We start from the raw sequence: 16,262 nt of genomic DNA on the forward strand, positions 1-16,262 counted from the left end.
GCTGCATAGCCGAAAGGCAAGCAGTATTGGTGTCATGGACGCACCCTGAAAAAAGGCGGTATCCCGCCAGATTTCAGATGCTCTGGTAACTCAGTTGCCGAGTAGTTCACAAGATCAATATGATGCAAATTATCATACCGTTCAGTATGAATGTATGGATTGTGGTGCAGTAAAAACAGAAAAGGAAGCACACTCCTGGGAAGATGAGGACTATGGTGAGTATTATACATATTATTATGAGAATAAAAAATATCATACATATGAGCAGAAATGTGAAGACTGCAATGCAACCAGAGAACTGAGAGCACGCCATAAATATTTTTCTTTTTATGATAAAATAGCAAGATATGCAACATTTAATAAAAAGGGAATTCTCGTATATTCCTGCATTGACTGTGATGGAACAAAAAAAGTTTACAAAAAATGGAAGAGCGGGACTGATTATTCACGTAATTATGATATCAAACATGGAACGGTTTTCAATCGCCAGACCAGTATTACTGTAAAATTAAAACGTCCGTCGAAAGGAACAGTTCTTCAGGCTACGATAGGAACAAAAAAGTACAAGAAAAAAATTAAAAATAATAAAAAAACAGTCAAACTTAATATTAAGCCGGCAGAATATGGAGAGAAAATAAAACTTGCTCTGTATATAAAGGAAAGAAGATTGGAAAAGATAGTTGCGATTACAATGATGAAGTGTGGTACAGCAACAGAGTTACGGAAGGCATGACACAGAAGCAGGTACGCTATACATGGGGTGCTCCAAGCAGCACCAGCAGCAGTTCTTATGGATTTACTTATTGGAACTGGGATGACGGATCCATGGTAAGCTTCCGAAATGGAGTGGTAGATTACTGGTTTGATGCGGCGAATTAAAAGTTGTGGCGGAGGTTTTAGAATGTGCAAATGAACAAATTCCCCGAAGGCACGCTCTCGCTACCTCACATTGGCAGCGGTACATAACCGACCAAAATACGGTCGCTAAGTACCGGCCATGTTCGAGTACCTTCTCTGGAATTGTTCATTTTGCACATTGCTAAAAGCTCCTGGCTTGCCGGGGGGTGCTTAAGCGGAACAGTCCTTTCAGGCCAAATTACAAAACACGAAAAAACAGAGATACTGTAACGGTAGTAAATTTCCGTCACTGTGCCTCTGTCTTTTTTGTTTTGTACACAAGAAAGTTGATGCAAAAGGCTGTTTCCTGCCAGCGTGTAAAATATGATATGAAGTGTTTTTAAAAACTATGGCCGTTCAAAAACGTACAGCAATGTGCAAAATGAACAATTCCCAAGAAGGCACTTTTACGTGCCCTTCGGGGAATTCGTTCATTTGCACATGCAATACTATGATATGAGTGTCGAAAGGTCTTTTGCCATTCATTATTGCCTGTCGGCCATTTGCCGACAGGCTTTTCTTGTGTGAAAAATAAATGTAAGGTATAATATATGCTACCAGAGTTAAAAGGTTACGAAGGAGTTAAGTATGGAAAAGGAGAAAAATCTAACAAACAGGTATCATACCCCGTCATTGATCGTGATGCTTACCCATGAGGATCAGACTGTTCAAAACGCATATGAGATTTTTGATGCATATAAGGATTCTGATGCAGAATACTGGGGATTTAAGGAAGAGCCGCTCCCCCTTTCCAAGATGAAAGACCTTTATGCATATATGAAAAGCTGTGGCAAAAAAACAGTTCTGGAAGTGGTTGCATATACACAGGCGGAGTGTATGTCAGGTGCAAAAATGGCAGCAGAATGTGGCTGTGATCTTTTGATGGGGACTGTTTATTCAGATGCTGTGAATGAATTTTGCAGGGAAAATGGAATCAAATATATGCCATTTGTAGGAGAAATCCATGATCGCCCATCCGTTCTGGAGGGAACCTGCGAAGAGATGATCCTTCAGGCCAGAGAATATCTTGCGAAAGGTGTCTATGGAATTGATCTTCTGGGATACAGATATACAGGAGATGCAGCCAGGCTGAATGAAGAGTTTGTAAGAGCTGTGGATGCGCCGGTCTGCATAGCAGGAAGCATCAATGGTTATCAGAGACTGAATGAGATCAGGAAAGCAGTCCCGTGGGCATTTACAATAGGCAGTGCTTTTTTTGAAAACAAGTTTGACGGTAATTTCGGAGAACAGATCAATAAAGTTTGTCAGTACATAAAAAGTGAGAAGATAACATGATAAAAAAATATTATCCATATGAATATGCCGAAAGTGTATTTATGATTGACTACCAAAAGCTATATCAGAAAGGTTTTCGGGGAATTATTTTTGACATAGACAATACATTGGTACACCATGGTGACGATTCCACACCGGAAATTGATGACCTGTTTCGTAAAATTCAGGGACTTGGTCTGAAAACATTGCTGTTGTCAAATAATGACAGAGGAAGAGTGGAACGATTTATTAAAAATATAGATACACCTTACATCTGCGATGCGGATAAACCAAATCCTCAAAATTATCTGAAAGCAGTGGAGATGCTGAATATAAAAAAAGAAGAGGCAGTGGTTATAGGGGATCAGGTATTTACAGATATTCTGGGAGCAAACAGAAGTGGTCTTGCCAGTATTCTTGTCAGGTTTATCAGGCAGGATGATGAAAAGTGGATCGGAAAACGGAGATACGTTGAATATGCAATCCTGGAATGCTGGAAACGTGATAAAAGCTGTTACAGGAGAATTGGTGATATTTATACAGAAGGAACGGCCAAAAATATGAAGAAAAAGAAAGAAAAAAAGCTTTTTTGTGAGATCTGTCCGCTTACGTATGAAATTTCAAAGTCAAAAGAGATATGTAAAAGACATATACAGGATTTTGCAGGCAAAGAGAAATTTAGTACTGTAAAACAAAAAGAGAAGCTGCCAAATCTGGTGTTCAGCTACAACTCCGGCCTCATAAAAAAAGGAAAAGGAATAGATCCCGTGCTTCAGAAAAACAAGGCAAGAAACATTCGCCTTGCATCCTCCAGGATAAATGGGATGATCATTCATCCCGGAGAGACTTTTTCGTTCTGGAGGACTGTAGGGAAAATATCAAAGAGGAAGGGTTACCGGGATGGTCGTATTATTATAGGAGATAAGCTTATGCCCGGGCTTGGAGGCGGACTTTGCAATCTTGGAAATACCATTCATCTTCTTGTGCTTCACAGCCCTCTTACCGTAACAGAATTTCACAGCCATTCAGATGCGCTTGCACCGGATCATGGTAAGCGTGTTCCATTCAGTTCCGGGACATCTGTCAGCTATAATTATATAGACTACAGGTTCAAAAATAATACAGATCAGAATGTACAGCTTCTGTTATGGTGTGAAAACGGGAAATTATGCGGAGAGCTGAGAAGCGAGAGGGAATTTCCTCACTATTATGAAATTATTGAAGAGAACCACCATTTCCATAAAGAAAAAGAGAAATTTTTCAGAATTTCACAAATTTACCGGAATGTGATCGACAGAGCCACCGGTGAAATAACAGACAAACAGCTCATTCGGGATAATCATTCAGAAGTAATGTATGATTATGACCAGATTCCGCAGGAATTAATACGGTAAAAGCTGGTTCAACAGCCGTCTGCCTTTCGAAATCATAGAAATCGGCGCAGTGAAATTGAATGAAAAGAAATTGTGGATAGCTTTCAGCGTCTGATCAAGCCGCAGGTGTACAACTGGATTCATGGCAGTATCCATGAAGTGATTCATATGAATTACAAGGATCTGCAGAATGGAACTGTTTTTCCTCAAGCAGTGACAGAATTTATAGAATGGTGTGGCGAAGAATATTATTTGCCATCCGCTATGAGGAAAACGGCGAACGAAGAGCTCTGGAATTTGCAGCAGATAAAATGGGCGTAGAAAAGAAAAATGGAGTTCCATCGGGCACTGGGAGATGCGTATTATACTGCATGTATTTTGCAAAAAATAGAAGATGAATATATTTTCCCAATTCTTCTCTGGATGTATATCAGAATCCTAAAAGCCGGCGTGAAGAGATATATGTGTCCTATCCAACCTATGATAAATATGTGTCAAGGGAATTTTACTCCCGGGAAAAAGCCATGAAGGACAGAGAAGTAACCAGTACAAGGTGTCCTTTGTGCCATAATCCTGCCAAGCGGAAGATCCGATGGTTTATGAATAATTCCAAGGTATATTATAGTGTGTCTCTTTGCCAGGAACACGGCTATGTGTCAGGGAAAATCAGAATCCGGCGAACAGAAGATAATATGTACTATGTGATCAAGATGCTTACCAACATAACATCAGAAGAAGCCGATGAAATCCGGCAGAAACGCGACGCCCACCGTGCGAAAAAACGGATAAAAAAAGAAGAAAAATAAGAAACTAACAATTGGTTAATAGAAAAATCCTGGGCAAAACCGTTTGCTGAAAAAATATTCCCCCTGATCAACGAAGAAAATTTTTCTGTCCTTTATAGTGATAAAGCTTCCCGCTCAAATACTCCTGTAAATGTGATTGTTGGCGGCATGGTGCTTGAAAAGCTTATGGGACTGACAGATGAGGAATTCATGGATTCCCTTATGGTTGCTTCTAATATCCGGAAGCTTGGACGGATGGAGCTCCTTTATACCTGTGTTGCTGACCTTGTATCTTTTCTCCACCGTACCGGGATGGACGACCTTCTGGGAGGTATGGAACACTATTATGACCCTAATGATTATAACCGGGTTATTTATCATAGCAAAAGTGAAGATGCATCAGACAGGATTAAACAGATCCTTGCTGACGCAGACAAACTTCTTGTCGAATGTGAAGGGGCTTGTGATGAAAGTTCTGCCTATCAGTTACTGGTACGTGTTTTAAAAGAACAGACGGTTGTGGAAGAATCCGGTGCAAGACGGCTGAAAACCAAAGAAGATGGAGCTATGGGTTCCCAGATCCTGCAGAATCCATCTGATTCGGACGCAACTTACCGTGAAAAAGCAGGGAAACAAAACCGCGGTTATACAGCGAATGTTGTAGAAACTGTCGGAGATAATGGTTCCATCGTAACAGATTACCAGTATGAAAAAAACACACATAGTGACAGCCAGTTCCTGAAGGAAACCGTTAACGCCATGGAAAAACAGAGAAACCAACAGTACTTATAACAGATGGGGCCTATAGCGGCAGGGACAATACAGATGCTGCGGCAGAAAAAAACATTGACCTTGTAACAACAGATCTATTCCCAAAATCAGCTGACAGAGCAGAAATAGTGGTGCATTTTCTTACCCAAAACAGAGCTAACAGCGGATATTTGTTGTTTTATATGAAATTTTCAAGGAACATAGATTTCTATGGGCGATAATTATTATGTTTTGACACCCATATCATACTATTTTTTTGCAAACACTATTTTAAAATGTGCGGCATTTCCATTCCTTACACCTGCCAGGAAACCTCCGCAAATTTTTATTTACTATTCATCACGAATCCATTGCCTGGCAATTTCTATGTCTATTTGCAGTGCTGAGGCGATTTGTTCGACAGGTAATCCGAGTTTGCTAAGGGCAATAGTATCTTCTTTTTTAGCAAGTATTTTACCTTTTGAAATGCCATCTGCAACGCCAGCTTTTATACCAGCTTTCATGCCGTCTTTCATACCAGCCGCAACACCCGCCTCATACTCAGCTTTCCGCAATTTCCGTTCTTCCTCTTCTTTGTCATATTCAAAAATACTCATCGCAATTACCTCCGCTTTATTTTTACGAAGAAATTCCGAAAGAATATTCTTATGAATACATTCATCCACAGCTTGCTCTACGGCATCTGCTAATTCGAATTTCTTCGCATATCTTCGAACACAATTTACGTACTGTGCATATTCTTTTAGAGTCTGGCATTGTCCCATGAGTTCGGGATTATGTCCCTCATTAATGTTTATGGTCAGCACTTCCAGTTCCAGTTTTGGATTACCGGATAGATTTTGGAAAGCTTCTGACAAATGGTTTACCCAGCTGTCTTTTTCCTTTTCTGTGCCATTGTAGAATACGATAAATTGTGGTGCCGGTATTTTCTGTAATACGGAAGAGTAAAGAGATTTCTTATCTACCAGTTTCTGATATTCGCTGGAAATATAAAATAGATCACGTAATGGCATATTTGGATTATAAGTTGACTGGTGTTCATAGAGAAACAGGTCTGTATCAATGATAAAAGCCAGATCATTTTTCATTCCCATGTAAATAGCATTTTCCAGGGTGACAATTTCCAGCATTTCCGGATCTTCATAATGAGCCCCACTGACTGCGTTATAAAGGGACAGTAAATTCTTCCGGTCAGAAAACAGCATGCGGAATACGGTATCCTTATAGTTACGATGGGTTGTCAGCTGCTTTTTGTGTGCCATAGGCAGAACCTCCTCTTACAGGAGTGTACGAATGTGGGACAGCCATACTGCATTACCTATCTGTCACAATTGGAAACTCCTGCTTTTTAATTGATTTGTTTGAATGAAAAGCATGAATTTCTGAAATGTGAATAAGATAATATAGATGGCATGATGCTAGGAACTTTAAGAAAAATATGCTTTGAAGGTATACTACCATAAAACCCTCAATGTTTCAATAGAAAAGCAAAAAGAAAATAAATACAACATAAACAATAAGAAATATAAATATAAATGTCTGAAATTAGATGGAAATATTATAAAAATAAAGAATCGGAAAAATCCGTTTGCTGTTCATGTTGGTATATACTATAATAGAAAAAAGCACCGGAAAATTATATGATGGAAAGGGAGATGCAAATGAAAAGTGTAAAGAAATTCAGGGCTTTTTTAGGCGGTTTTATTCTTTTTCTGGCACTGATGTTCACAGTGGGTTCTGTGAATGTCAAAGCGGCGGGACCGAAGCTGAATAAAAAGAAGATTACCATCTATGTAGGGCACACAGGAAAGCTGAAAGTAAACAATGCCGGGAAGAAAGTGAAATGGACTTCTTCGAAAAAGCAGATCGCAGCTGTTTCTTCTAAGGGAGTTGTAAAAGGGAAAAAAGCGGGAAGTGCAGTGATCACTGCGGCAGCAGGAAACAAAAAGTGGACATGCAAAGTTACTGTTCGAAATAACGTATCGGTAAGCAAAGGTGCAATCAAGATTTTGCCGGGTAAGTCAAAGAAGGTCAATATTAAAATTCAGAAAAATGTAAATAATATACGATTTAAAATTAAGGATCCAAAGGTTGTTTCCTGTAAATGGGGCAAATGGAAAGGAATGTCGATTCCTCTGACAATTACAGCGAAACAGTCCGGTTCCACTTATATAACGCTTACAAATACTTACAGCAAAGAAAAAGTAAAAATTAATGTTACTGTCCCTGCTGAATGGGACGATGTAGAAGTAGTCATTCCGGAAACCATCGGTGAACAGGGTTACGAATCAAACCGTATGAAAATCACAAACTACAGTTTTTATCAGCCATCCGGTTGGACAGGCAGTTACTATATGCATGTAGAATTCAAAATGGTAAAATACGGAAAGACAGGAAAAACAAACTGGGGCGAATACGTTTTCTTTTATGATAAGAACGGAAATATCCTGGATAAATCACAGCTGTATGCAAGTGCACTGGCAGTGGGAAAATCATTTAGTGATGAGTTGTTAGTTCCGGAGGGAACAGCTAAAATCGTATTTATGGAGTATCCGGATGTGTCAGGAGATCATAACAACAGCGGAAATGATAATGGCGGAACACAGGATGGCGATAATTCCTCCACAAAAGATCCTTTAAAATGGGACGATTCTGATCTTAAGAAAATGAACAGTTATGCGGATAAGGCGGCTGAATGGGCAAAAAAAGCATTTGATTATGCATCCAAAGCCAAGAAACAGTCAGGCATGAGCCAGAATTATACGGCAATGGCAATAACAGCCCTTAAGATGGCAAAAAGTCATATGCAGAATGCCTATGATTATGCGATTGTGAAGGAGGATGCAAATCTGATAGACGCAGATGGCAATCCGGCTGGTACTTTGCAGGAGCGCACGCAGGAACTTTTGAGTGTATTTGATGGATTGGACGATCTGACAAATACAGATACAGATACGATTTATAATATGGCAACGGATGCCATGGCAAAAACGGCTACATACAAAGTTTTGACAGCAAGATTGCTTCTGTAAAACCCTGGTGGAAATAGCATAATGGATTTTTTAAAACGTTCACAAAAAATCTGACAAGTCCCAAAAGCAGAAACAAAAATGCCCTGAACTTCCGGAGATGATCCTACAGATATCTCCTTTGGTTCAGGGCATTTTTTATTTTATATTTCCATACCGATCAAATGCTTTTATTGAGCAGCAAGTGCTTTGACCTGTCTGGAATTATTTTGCAAATTCTTCCAGCAATTCAGCGATACGATCCTGGCAGCCGCCGCAGTGGGTTCCGGCTTCGGTTGCTTCACCGATTGCATCAACGGTAGTATGACCTTCGTCATACGCTTTTTTGATATCTCCGGCTGTCACATCAGCACAGAAACAGATGGTTTCATTTAAATCCATACTGGCACCTCCGTGGAAATGAATTTATTCTGGTCGGAGAAAACTCCAACTTCTGCGTGCGTTCGACTTGAATATTATTCTCCGAAGTATCTCTTAAGCAGACCTGCGAATGCTTTTCCATGTCTTGCTTCGTCTCTTGCCATTTCATGAACGGTGTCATGGATTGCATCCAGGTTCAGAGCTTTTGCACGTTTTGCCAGATCTGTTTTACCTGCGGTAGCACCGTTTTCTGCTTCTACACGCATTTCCAGGTTTTTCTTTGTGCTGTCTGTTACAACTTCACCAAGCAGTTCTGCAAATTTAGCAGCGTGCTCAGCTTCTTCATAAGCTGCTTTTTCCCAGTAAAGACCGATTTCCGGATAACCTTCTCTGTGAGCAACTCTTGCCATAGCCAGGTACATACCTACTTCAGAACATTCACCCTCGAAGTTTGCTCTCAGGTCAGCTTTGATGTCTTCCGGAACATCAGAAGCGATACCTACTTCGTGCTCTGCAGCCCATGCCATTGTTGTATCCATCTCTTTGAATTTAGAAGCCGGTGCTTTACATACTGGACAGACTTCCGGAGCTGCTTCGCCTTCATAAACATAACCACATACTGTACATACAAATTTTGCCATTTTTTTGATCTCCTTTTCACTTTGATTTTTAATAAGCTAATCCTGGGATATCCAAAACTTTTACGCTCTGAACATTCACAGGTTGAATCCTTGCTATTAATAATAGTAATTGTTACTGATATTAAGATAGCACATCTTTTGCTTTCCGTCAAGACTTTTTTAATAGTTTTTTTCATTAAGTTTTGCGGGGTTTTTACTGTAGTGTGTTTAACAATAGAATTTTCCTGTTTTAGCAGATATCTATATTATGCTAAACATTTTTTGCAGATTCCGTAAAAAGTAGTCGTGTGACTTCTGATTTTGCCATCAAATTTTTTTTGTGCTGCGATGGTGATCTCCTCGTTATCATCCAGGAAGATATCTTCTACACAATGGCATCTTTCACACACAAAGTGATCGTGTGGTGTGATCCTGCCATCGAAACGATCAGCACTATCTCGCATATTTAACTTGAGGATCTGTCCGGTCTCAGAGAGCAGGGACAGATTGCGGTAAACCGTACCGAGACTGATATTTGGAAAGCTCTCCCGCAAATTCATGTAAACCATATCAGCAGTCGGATGTTCTTCCGAGTGAGCAAGAAAATCCCGGATGGCTTCTCGCTGTTTACTGTACTTTAAAACTGCCATAATGTTCTCCTTTAGATAAATGATGCCAAGCTTAAAAATTTCAAGTTAATCCTGATATCATAATATTAGTAATAATTATTATTATAATAATCTAAAAAAAACCGTTTGTCAATGCTTTTATTTTACAAAAAGATTGACTATACTAATATCGGATAGCATTTCAGGAATATACGGTAAGCAACAGGAAAATAATGGATATCAGGAGGAAATACAATGGAAAAAACATATGATCTGATCATCATTGGTTCGGGCCCTGCAGGTTTAAGTGCTGCGATCTATGCCCAGAGAGCGGGACTGGATACTCTGGTTCTGGAAAAGGAATATATCAGTGGAGGACAGGTAGTGAACACGGCAGAGGTGGATAATTATCCGGGACTGCCGGGAATGAATGGATATGAGCTTGGCATGAAATTCCGTTCTCATGCGGATGCACTGGAGGCGAAATTTCAGATTGCAGAAGTAAAAGACATTATAATAGAAGAAACACAGAAAACGGTGCGTACAAATGAAGGTGATTTTTATGCAAAAAATATTATCATCAGTACGGGGGCAAGCCACAGAAAACTGGGCGTTCCGGGTGAAAGAGAGCTGGCTGGCATGGGTGTTTCTTATTGTGCGACCTGTGATGGTGCATTTTTCAAGGGAAGAACGGTTGCCGTAGTAGGAGGCGGAGATGTGGCAGTCGGAGATGCCCTGTTTCTTGCAAGAGGATGCAAGAAAGTTTATCTGATTCACAGAAGAGATGAGCTGCGTGCGGCAAAGAGCCTGCAAAAGAAATTAATGGCTCTGCCGAATGTGGAGATTATCTGGGATACCGTTGTCAATGAAATCTGCGGTGAAGATCAGGTAGAGGCACTGTTTATTGAAAATAAGAAAACAGGTGCGAAGAAACATCTTCCTGTGGATGGTGTGTTTGTAGCTGTCGGTATGAAACCAAATACGAACATGGTTCCGGATGAAATTAAAAAAGATGAGGCAGGTTATATCGTGGCAGATGAAAATTGTGTCACAAATGTTACGGGAATCTTTGCAGCCGGTGATGTGCGTACAAAAATGTTACGTCAGATTATTACAGCCGCAGCAGATGGTGCAAATGCAGTAGAGTCCGTTCAGCACGGTATTTAATGCTAATATCCGGAACAAAGCGGAATATACGTGAATTGCAGAAGTATAAAGTAATTTGCAGAGCCTCTTTTAAAGTCAAATACGGCTTCATATCTGTGAAAAAATATTTGAAAAATATATGAAATCCTTATAAAAGATATTAATTACTGTTGACAAAACACCTCCGGTTTGTTATGATTAGCGTGTAAAAAATGTAACAGTTTTGTAATAAATGAAAATTACACAGTGTTTTCAATACATGGAGGTAGATATAAGTAATGAAAAGAGGAGTAGTAAAAGTCACTGCATGTTGTCTTGCAGGAAGCGTTATTTTCGCAAGCACCGGTCTTACCGCTTTTGCAGCAGGGGAGATGCCATTAGCAGGAATCGGAGCTGAGATCATTGCAAGTCAGGAAAAGAAGGAAAATTCCGAAACAAAAAAAGTGATTGCAACCGGTTATGACAGTCTGGTAATTGCTCAGGTTGATGAATATGTAAATATTCGTGATGAAGCAAGCACAGAGACAGGTCAGATCGTTGGAAAGTTATATAACAATTCAGCAGCAGAGATCATTGGTCAGACAGGTGACTGGTACCTGATCAAATCCGGAGATGTTACAGGATATGTAAACAAAGATTATTTTGTAACAGGTGCACAGGCAGAAGAGCTGGCAGCAGAAGTCGGAGATGATGTAGCTACGGTAAATACAGAGACTCTGATGGTTCGTAAGAAAGCAAGCACCGATTCCGATGTTATCGCACTGGTTGGAGACTCACAGCAGCTTCAGGTTATTGATCAGGAAGACGGCTGGGTAAAAGTAGCAGTTGATAATGACGTAGTTGGATATGTTTCCAGCGACTATGTAGACTGTGAAACAAAATTTGTAGAGGCAGAATCCATCGAAACGAGTACAGCAAGAGAAGAGGCAGTACAGAGTGCTCTGGATCGTGCAGATCAGATGAAAGAAGCAGCAATCAATGCGATGAACAATGCGGATGCAAACGAAGCAGCATATGCAGCACAGGAAGCAATCGTAGCAGCGGCAGAAGCAAAACAGCTTGCATCTGAGCAGGAATTAGATTATAACGTACAGGAAATCGCTTCTACCGCAGTAAGTTCTGCAGATGAAGCACAGTATGCAGCATATATGGCTGAACAGTATCAGGCAGCTGCAGAGGCACAGGCAGCAGCAGAAGCGGAAGCAGCACGCCAGCAGGCAGAAGCAGAAGCAGCGTATGCAGCACAGCAGCAGGCACAGGCATCTCAGCAGCAGAATCAGAATTGGACAGGTGATCAGACACAGCAGGAAACACAGGCACCGTCCACAACAACGGATACAACGACAACACCGGATTACACAACAGGTGATACGACAACAACACCGGACTACACGACAGGTGATGCGACAACAACACCAGATTACAGCACAGGTGATGTTACCGTTACTCCGGATTACGGCACAGGCGATACAACGACAACACCGGATTATACAACAGGTGATACCACCGGAAGTACAACGACAGACAGCTCTGCACCATCGGGTTCTGACTATACCGGAGATGTTCCACAGTCAAATGCAAGCAGTTCTGATTCTCTCAGACAGAGCGTTGTAAACTATGCACTTCAGTTTGTTGGTAATCCATATGTATATGGTGGTACAAGCCTGACAAACGGAACAGACTGCTCTGGATTTACACAGTCTGTCCTGGCAAACTTCGGAATCAGCATTTCACGTACAGCTGCATCTCAGTCAGGCGGCGGTACTGCAGTAGATATGAGCAATTTACAGCCGGGCGATCTGTTGTTCTATGATAACGGAAGCGGTATCGGACACGTATCCATGTACATCGGCAATGGTCAGGTTGTTCACGCAAGTAACGAACAGACTGGTATCATCGTATCAAGCGTAGATTACAGAACCGCTTGTGCAGCAAGAAGTTACTTTTAAGAATAAGATTAATTGAACAGAGAACTAAAACGGGAGTGTTCGCAAGAACGCTCCCTTCTTACGTTATAAGGAAAAATACTGCGTTTCTGCGGAGTGTTTATCTTAATTGAAGGTTGAAGGATGATAAGATAGATTTGCTGCACATTGTTTGCGGAAGCGGAAGTCTTCTGGAATTAAGATGAAATAATTAGATAATTTTAAATATTTACACGCTGATTAAGACAATTCTAATTAAATAGAAAAACAATAAAAAAAGCCGTTTGGCAAAATGCACAAAAGATTTGAGATATAAACAGAGTGTGGATAAATTCCTGTGGATTCACGCACGAGTTATCCACAGTGAAAAATGTCGAATTTGCTGAAAAATAGAGTTATACACTGAGTTATCAACATTATCCACATTTTTTGTGCACAAAGGCAGTGTTTATAAATTCCAAAAAACAAACGCACGTTTTGTGAAGAAATGATAAGTGATGTTTCCAAACGTCAAAAAAGTGAAAAATCGCATATTTGTATACTTATAAAAAATGAGTGAATTATCAGAAAATTATAATTTGCTCATGGCATAATCCTCCTAAGTACAAGAATGTCGCTGATATATGATTGAAAACAGGATATTGTTACGTTATAATTTTGCTATATGGGAGGATCTTATAAGAAATAGAATGAAAATATTATGAGACGAAAAAAACTTTTTGCGGCGATGCTTGCAGCAGCCGTAGCATTTGCGGCATGTGGTTCTTTGCAGTATATTACGTTCCCGAAAACAGTGACAACAGTTGGAACGAAGCTTGTTACAGATCTCACTTCTCTGCTCGCAGTACGTTACATCGGAACAGAGGATGAATGGAATGCATCTGACTTTAAGACGCAGGAATTCAGCGAGTTACCTGCGTGAAGTGCGGTCTGAAGAAAGAGGAGTCCATTCCAAAAAAAGAACATAATTTTTCAGAATGGTGTGTTATCATACAGCCTACGACGGAAAGGGAACAGCGGTGATCACTGTAAAATCCGGAAAAATAACAGCAAAATGCAAGGTAAAAGTAAAATGATGTAATTTGATTTGCAGATATAGAATCCCCTTTTGGAAAATCCTGACAGCAGTTGTGTTGTACCTGATGCTGCTGGAATATCTCAGGGGGGATTTTTTACAGCAACCGGAACAGGAAAAAAGACGGAAGACCTGAGAAAGGAGATAGAACCAAAGATATTACAGGGAGTTTCTAAGATGTAGTATACTGATGATTGTCAAAAGTAATAAATGAAAATAAGAAGTAAAAGAATCAGGAGGTTCAGATGAAGAAAAAATATTATGGAATATTGCTGGCAGCAGTGATTGCCGCCGGCACAATGGGTGTAACAGCACAGGCAGCAGAACTGGCAGATACGGAAAAACTGACAGAAACTGCAAATGTAACAGACGATGTAAATACAGCAAACAGCACAGATGCTTCTGTACAGGAACAGAGTGATGAACTGGAAGTGCCACTGGTACTGAACCAGACATACACCAGAAGTTTCTCACAGGTCGGACAGAAATATTATTTCACGTTTACACCGGAAGAAACAGGATATTATTATGTTGATCTTAATTTCCCGGAAAATATGAACATTCACGTACTGGATGATTACTCTTCCGATGCACTGTATTTTGCAGAAAAGCTGAACAATACAGAATCTTATACATTCTGTCTGGAACTGCAGGATTCTGTAGATGGACAGGTGCAGGGAACGGGTACGATCACCTTCCGCAAAGCTCCAGATATTAAAAACGTTACCCTGCAGAAAGCAAATGCCAGAGATGTTTTCTACAATGCAGATTTTGAAACCATTTCCCCGGATGGGGCGAAACTGACAGTCGAATATGAAAATGGCACAAAGACTTATTCGTTTGATTGGGATAATGGTACTGCTTTTTCTCTTACAGATGATTATAAATATGCATTTAATGTTATGTTTCTGGATGCAAACGGGAATGATATATCAAATGTTGTAAACAATCCGGGTATGGCTGGTGCAAAGGGAAATTACCAGGTCAGAGTGTCTCTGAAAACGTTATCCATGAACAGTGATAATGGAGAGAAGGAGAAATTGACAGGAACTGGTTATCCGATCACGATACGTGACCTGTCACTGAACAGCTCCAACAAACTGGATATGAAAAAATCCTATCCTTCTTTAAAGTACACGGACGGAGAAACTGCGTATTATTGGTTTACACCGGATAAAAGCGGTGCTTACTATGTGAGCGTCACCGGATATGGTGCAGACTACTGGCAGAAATCCTGCTGGTTCCGTGTATACGAAAAAACAGTCAGCGGATATCAGTCGAAAGGAATGGCGATCGGTACACTGAACTGCAAGCTGGAAAAAGGAAAGCAGTATATTTTAACTGCTGATCACTATGGAAAATCCAGTGTTTTTGGTGCATGTTTTGCAAAAGCAGATACGTATGTTCCACTGGAAGTTGCACAGACACCATACGTGGAATTGAATGTGAAGTCGGATGTGACGGTTCCATTGAAAGTGAAAAGCTCTTACAAAATAAAAACCATAAGAATGCCTTCGACTGACAGGATTGTTTCTTATAAGAGCAGTGATACAAAAACAGCAACCGTTTCTAAGAATGGTACGATCAAAGGAAAGAAGATCGGAACAGCAAAAATTACGGTAACACTTGCCAGCGGTTACAGTACTTCATTCAACGTAAAAGTACAGAAAAAGAAAGTTGCCGTAAAGAAAATTACAGTGGACAAAAAGAAGATTACTTTAAAGAAAAAGAAGAGCTATAAAATCAAAGCAGAGCTTCAGCCGATCACCGCTTCCGATAAAGTAACATTTACCAGCAGCAATAAAAAAGTAGCTACTGTAAATGCAAAAGGAGTGGTGAAAGCCAAGAAAGCCGGAACAGCGAAGATTACGGTCAAAGCCGGAAAGAAGAAAGCGATCGTAACAGTAAAAGTAAAATAAAAAGTTGTGGAGGTTTATGTAAATGTGCAAATGAACGAATTCCCCGAAGGCACGCTCTCGCTACCTCACATTGGCAGCGGTACATAACCGACCAAAATACGGTCGCTAAGTACCGGCCATGTTCGAGTACCTTCTTGGGAATTGTTCATTTTGCACATTGCCAAAAGCTCCTGGCTTGCCGGGGGGGCGTTTAAGCGGAACAGTCCTTTCAGGCCAAATTACAAAACACGAAAAAACAGAGACACTGTAACGGTAGTAAATTTCCGTCACTGTGCCTCTGTCTTTTTTGTTTTGTACACAAGAAAGTTGATGCGGAAGGCTTTGGTTCTAAAACCTGTTTGCGTACACTGGCGGTGTGGAAGGCTGTTTCCTGCCAGCGTGTAAAATATGATATGAAGTGTTTTTAAAAACTATGGCTGTTCAAAAACGTACGGCAATGTGCAAAATGAACAATTCCCAAGAAGGCACTTTTACGTGCC

General features: G+C 40.4%; 16 protein-coding genes and 1 pseudogene. 13 read left to right on the top strand and 4 right to left on the bottom strand.

Annotation, left to right across the window (positions count from 1 at the left end):
* Nucleotides 1-154: 154 nt before the first annotated feature.
* The 8 genes and pseudogenes from ACLTL4_RS02630 to ACLTL4_RS02665 all read left to right on the top strand — a co-directional run bounded on the left by ACLTL4_RS02630 (nt 155) and on the right by ACLTL4_RS02665 (nt 5,122).
* Nucleotides 155-733, top strand: coding sequence for a hypothetical protein (locus ACLTL4_RS02630; RefSeq protein ID WP_173896957.1), 579 nt, complete (start codon nt 155-157; stop codon nt 731-733).
* Nucleotides 730-879, top strand: a complete 150-nt coding sequence (locus ACLTL4_RS02635) for a hypothetical protein (protein ID WP_173896956.1) — start codon at nt 730-732, stop codon at nt 877-879. The genes ACLTL4_RS02630 and ACLTL4_RS02635 overlap by 4 nt, the downstream gene beginning before the upstream one ends.
* Before the next feature lie 606 nt (nt 880-1,485).
* Nucleotides 1,486-2,193 (top strand): hypothetical protein, encoded by a 708-nt coding sequence (locus ACLTL4_RS02640; protein WP_173896936.1) that lies wholly within the window; start codon nt 1,486-1,488, stop codon nt 2,191-2,193.
* Nucleotides 2,190-2,654, top strand: a pseudogene (locus tag ACLTL4_RS02645) (YqeG family HAD IIIA-type phosphatase); the annotation flags it as partial. The gene ACLTL4_RS02640 and the pseudogene ACLTL4_RS02645, both read left to right, overlap by 4 nt.
* Before the next feature lie 78 nt (nt 2,655-2,732).
* The gene (locus ACLTL4_RS02650) at nt 2,733-3,566 is read left to right on the top strand and encodes a VanW family protein (protein WP_412320208.1); all 834 of its coding nucleotides are present in this window, start codon (nt 2,733-2,735) and stop codon (nt 3,564-3,566) included.
* 72 nt (nt 3,567-3,638) lie between these two features.
* Nucleotides 3,639-3,866: a hypothetical protein gene (locus tag ACLTL4_RS02655; RefSeq protein WP_173866850.1), complete on the top strand. Its 228-nt coding sequence runs from the start codon at nt 3,639-3,641 to the stop codon at nt 3,864-3,866.
* A gap of 332 nt (nt 3,867-4,198) precedes the next feature.
* Nucleotides 4,199-4,351 carry a hypothetical protein gene (locus ACLTL4_RS02660; protein WP_243871992.1) on the top strand — a complete coding sequence of 51 codons (153 nt, stop codon included), beginning with the start codon at nt 4,199-4,201 and terminating at the stop codon, nt 4,349-4,351.
* Between the two features lie 147 nt (nt 4,352-4,498).
* Nucleotides 4,499-5,122: a hypothetical protein gene (locus ACLTL4_RS02665; protein WP_412320196.1), complete on the top strand. Its 624-nt coding sequence runs from the start codon at nt 4,499-4,501 to the stop codon at nt 5,120-5,122.
* Between the two features lie 311 nt (nt 5,123-5,433).
* On the opposite strand, the gene ACLTL4_RS02670 is transcribed toward ACLTL4_RS02665, so the two are convergent.
* On the bottom strand, nt 5,434-6,363 hold the full coding sequence (locus tag ACLTL4_RS02670) for a hypothetical protein (RefSeq protein ID WP_173896362.1): 930 nt from the start codon (nt 6,361-6,363) through the stop codon (nt 5,434-5,436).
* Between the two features lie 399 nt (nt 6,364-6,762).
* Between ACLTL4_RS02670 and ACLTL4_RS02675 the strand changes: the two genes are divergently transcribed.
* Nucleotides 6,763-8,133, top strand: coding sequence for an Ig-like domain-containing protein (locus tag ACLTL4_RS02675; RefSeq protein ID WP_412320197.1), 1,371 nt, complete (start codon nt 6,763-6,765; stop codon nt 8,131-8,133).
* Nucleotides 8,134-8,334: 201 nt separating this feature from the next.
* Here ACLTL4_RS02675 and ACLTL4_RS02680 read toward each other — a convergent pair whose 3' ends face one another.
* The 3 genes from ACLTL4_RS02680 to ACLTL4_RS02690 all read right to left on the bottom strand — a co-directional run bounded on the left by ACLTL4_RS02680 (nt 8,335) and on the right by ACLTL4_RS02690 (nt 9,760).
* Nucleotides 8,335-8,511, bottom strand: coding sequence for a (2Fe-2S)-binding protein (locus ACLTL4_RS02680; RefSeq protein ID WP_147632457.1), 177 nt, complete (start codon nt 8,509-8,511; stop codon nt 8,335-8,337).
* A gap of 74 nt (nt 8,512-8,585) precedes the next feature.
* Entirely contained in the window at nt 8,586-9,131 is a 546-nt protein-coding gene (locus tag ACLTL4_RS02685) for an NADH peroxidase (protein WP_022118248.1), read from the bottom strand.
* Nucleotides 9,132-9,376: 245 nt separating this feature from the next.
* Nucleotides 9,377-9,760, bottom strand: a complete 384-nt coding sequence (locus ACLTL4_RS02690) for a transcriptional repressor (protein WP_022118247.1) — start codon at nt 9,758-9,760, stop codon at nt 9,377-9,379.
* A 213-nt stretch (nt 9,761-9,973) separates the two neighbouring features.
* Here ACLTL4_RS02690 and trxB point away from each other — a divergent pair, with 213 nt between their 5' ends.
* From trxB to ACLTL4_RS02710, 4 genes are all read left to right on the top strand, one after another.
* Nucleotides 9,974-10,885: a thioredoxin-disulfide reductase gene (gene trxB / locus ACLTL4_RS02695; RefSeq protein WP_173896360.1), complete on the top strand. Its 912-nt coding sequence runs from the start codon at nt 9,974-9,976 to the stop codon at nt 10,883-10,885.
* 257 nt (nt 10,886-11,142) lie between these two features.
* Complete coding sequence (locus ACLTL4_RS02700) at nt 11,143-12,813, top strand: NlpC/P60 family protein (RefSeq protein WP_412320198.1); 1,671 nt, start codon at nt 11,143-11,145, stop codon at nt 12,811-12,813.
* Nucleotides 12,814-13,489: 676 nt separating this feature from the next.
* Nucleotides 13,490-13,711 carry a hypothetical protein gene (locus tag ACLTL4_RS02705; protein WP_022118244.1) on the top strand — a complete coding sequence of 74 codons (222 nt, stop codon included), beginning with the start codon at nt 13,490-13,492 and terminating at the stop codon, nt 13,709-13,711.
* A gap of 398 nt (nt 13,712-14,109) precedes the next feature.
* Entirely contained in the window at nt 14,110-15,783 is a 1,674-nt protein-coding gene (locus ACLTL4_RS02710) for an Ig-like domain-containing protein (protein WP_412320199.1), read from the top strand.
* Nucleotides 15,784-16,262: the final 479 nt, after the last annotated feature.

The sequence above is a fragment of the Hominisplanchenecus sp. genome (genome assembly GCF_046967715.1).
Classification (GTDB): Bacteria; Bacillota; Clostridia; order Lachnospirales; family Lachnospiraceae; genus Hominisplanchenecus; species Hominisplanchenecus faecis.

What these genes read in the sequence shown, in the direction of transcription:
- ACLTL4_RS02630 (WP_173896957.1), top strand. Translation starts at nt 155, where the DNA reads ATGGATTGTGGTGCAGTAAAAACAGAAAAGGAAGCACACTCCTGGGAA.
- ACLTL4_RS02635 (WP_173896956.1), top strand. Translation starts at nt 730, where the DNA reads ATGACACAGAAGCAGGTACGCTATACATGGGGTGCTCCAAGCAGCACC.
- ACLTL4_RS02640 (WP_173896936.1), top strand. Translation starts at nt 1,486, where the DNA reads ATGGAAAAGGAGAAAAATCTAACAAACAGGTATCATACCCCGTCATTG.
- ACLTL4_RS02650 (WP_412320208.1), top strand. Translation starts at nt 2,733, where the DNA reads ATGAAGAAAAAGAAAGAAAAAAAGCTTTTTTGTGAGATCTGTCCGCTT.
- ACLTL4_RS02665 (WP_412320196.1), top strand. Translation starts at nt 4,499, where the DNA reads ATGGTGCTTGAAAAGCTTATGGGACTGACAGATGAGGAATTCATGGAT.
- ACLTL4_RS02670 (WP_173896362.1), bottom strand. Translation starts at nt 6,363, where the DNA reads ATGGCACACAAAAAGCAGCTGACAACCCATCGTAACTATAAGGATACC.
- ACLTL4_RS02675 (WP_412320197.1), top strand. Translation starts at nt 6,763, where the DNA reads ATGAAAAGTGTAAAGAAATTCAGGGCTTTTTTAGGCGGTTTTATTCTT.
- ACLTL4_RS02680 (WP_147632457.1), bottom strand. Translation starts at nt 8,511, where the DNA reads ATGGATTTAAATGAAACCATCTGTTTCTGTGCTGATGTGACAGCCGGA.
- ACLTL4_RS02685 (WP_022118248.1), bottom strand. Translation starts at nt 9,131, where the DNA reads ATGGCAAAATTTGTATGTACAGTATGTGGTTATGTTTATGAAGGCGAA.
- ACLTL4_RS02690 (WP_022118247.1), bottom strand. Translation starts at nt 9,760, where the DNA reads ATGGCAGTTTTAAAGTACAGTAAACAGCGAGAAGCCATCCGGGATTTT.
- trxB (WP_173896360.1), top strand. Translation starts at nt 9,974, where the DNA reads ATGGAAAAAACATATGATCTGATCATCATTGGTTCGGGCCCTGCAGGT.
- ACLTL4_RS02700 (WP_412320198.1), top strand. Translation starts at nt 11,143, where the DNA reads ATGAAAAGAGGAGTAGTAAAAGTCACTGCATGTTGTCTTGCAGGAAGC.
- ACLTL4_RS02705 (WP_022118244.1), top strand. Translation starts at nt 13,490, where the DNA reads ATGAGACGAAAAAAACTTTTTGCGGCGATGCTTGCAGCAGCCGTAGCA.
- ACLTL4_RS02710 (WP_412320199.1), top strand. Translation starts at nt 14,110, where the DNA reads ATGAAGAAAAAATATTATGGAATATTGCTGGCAGCAGTGATTGCCGCC.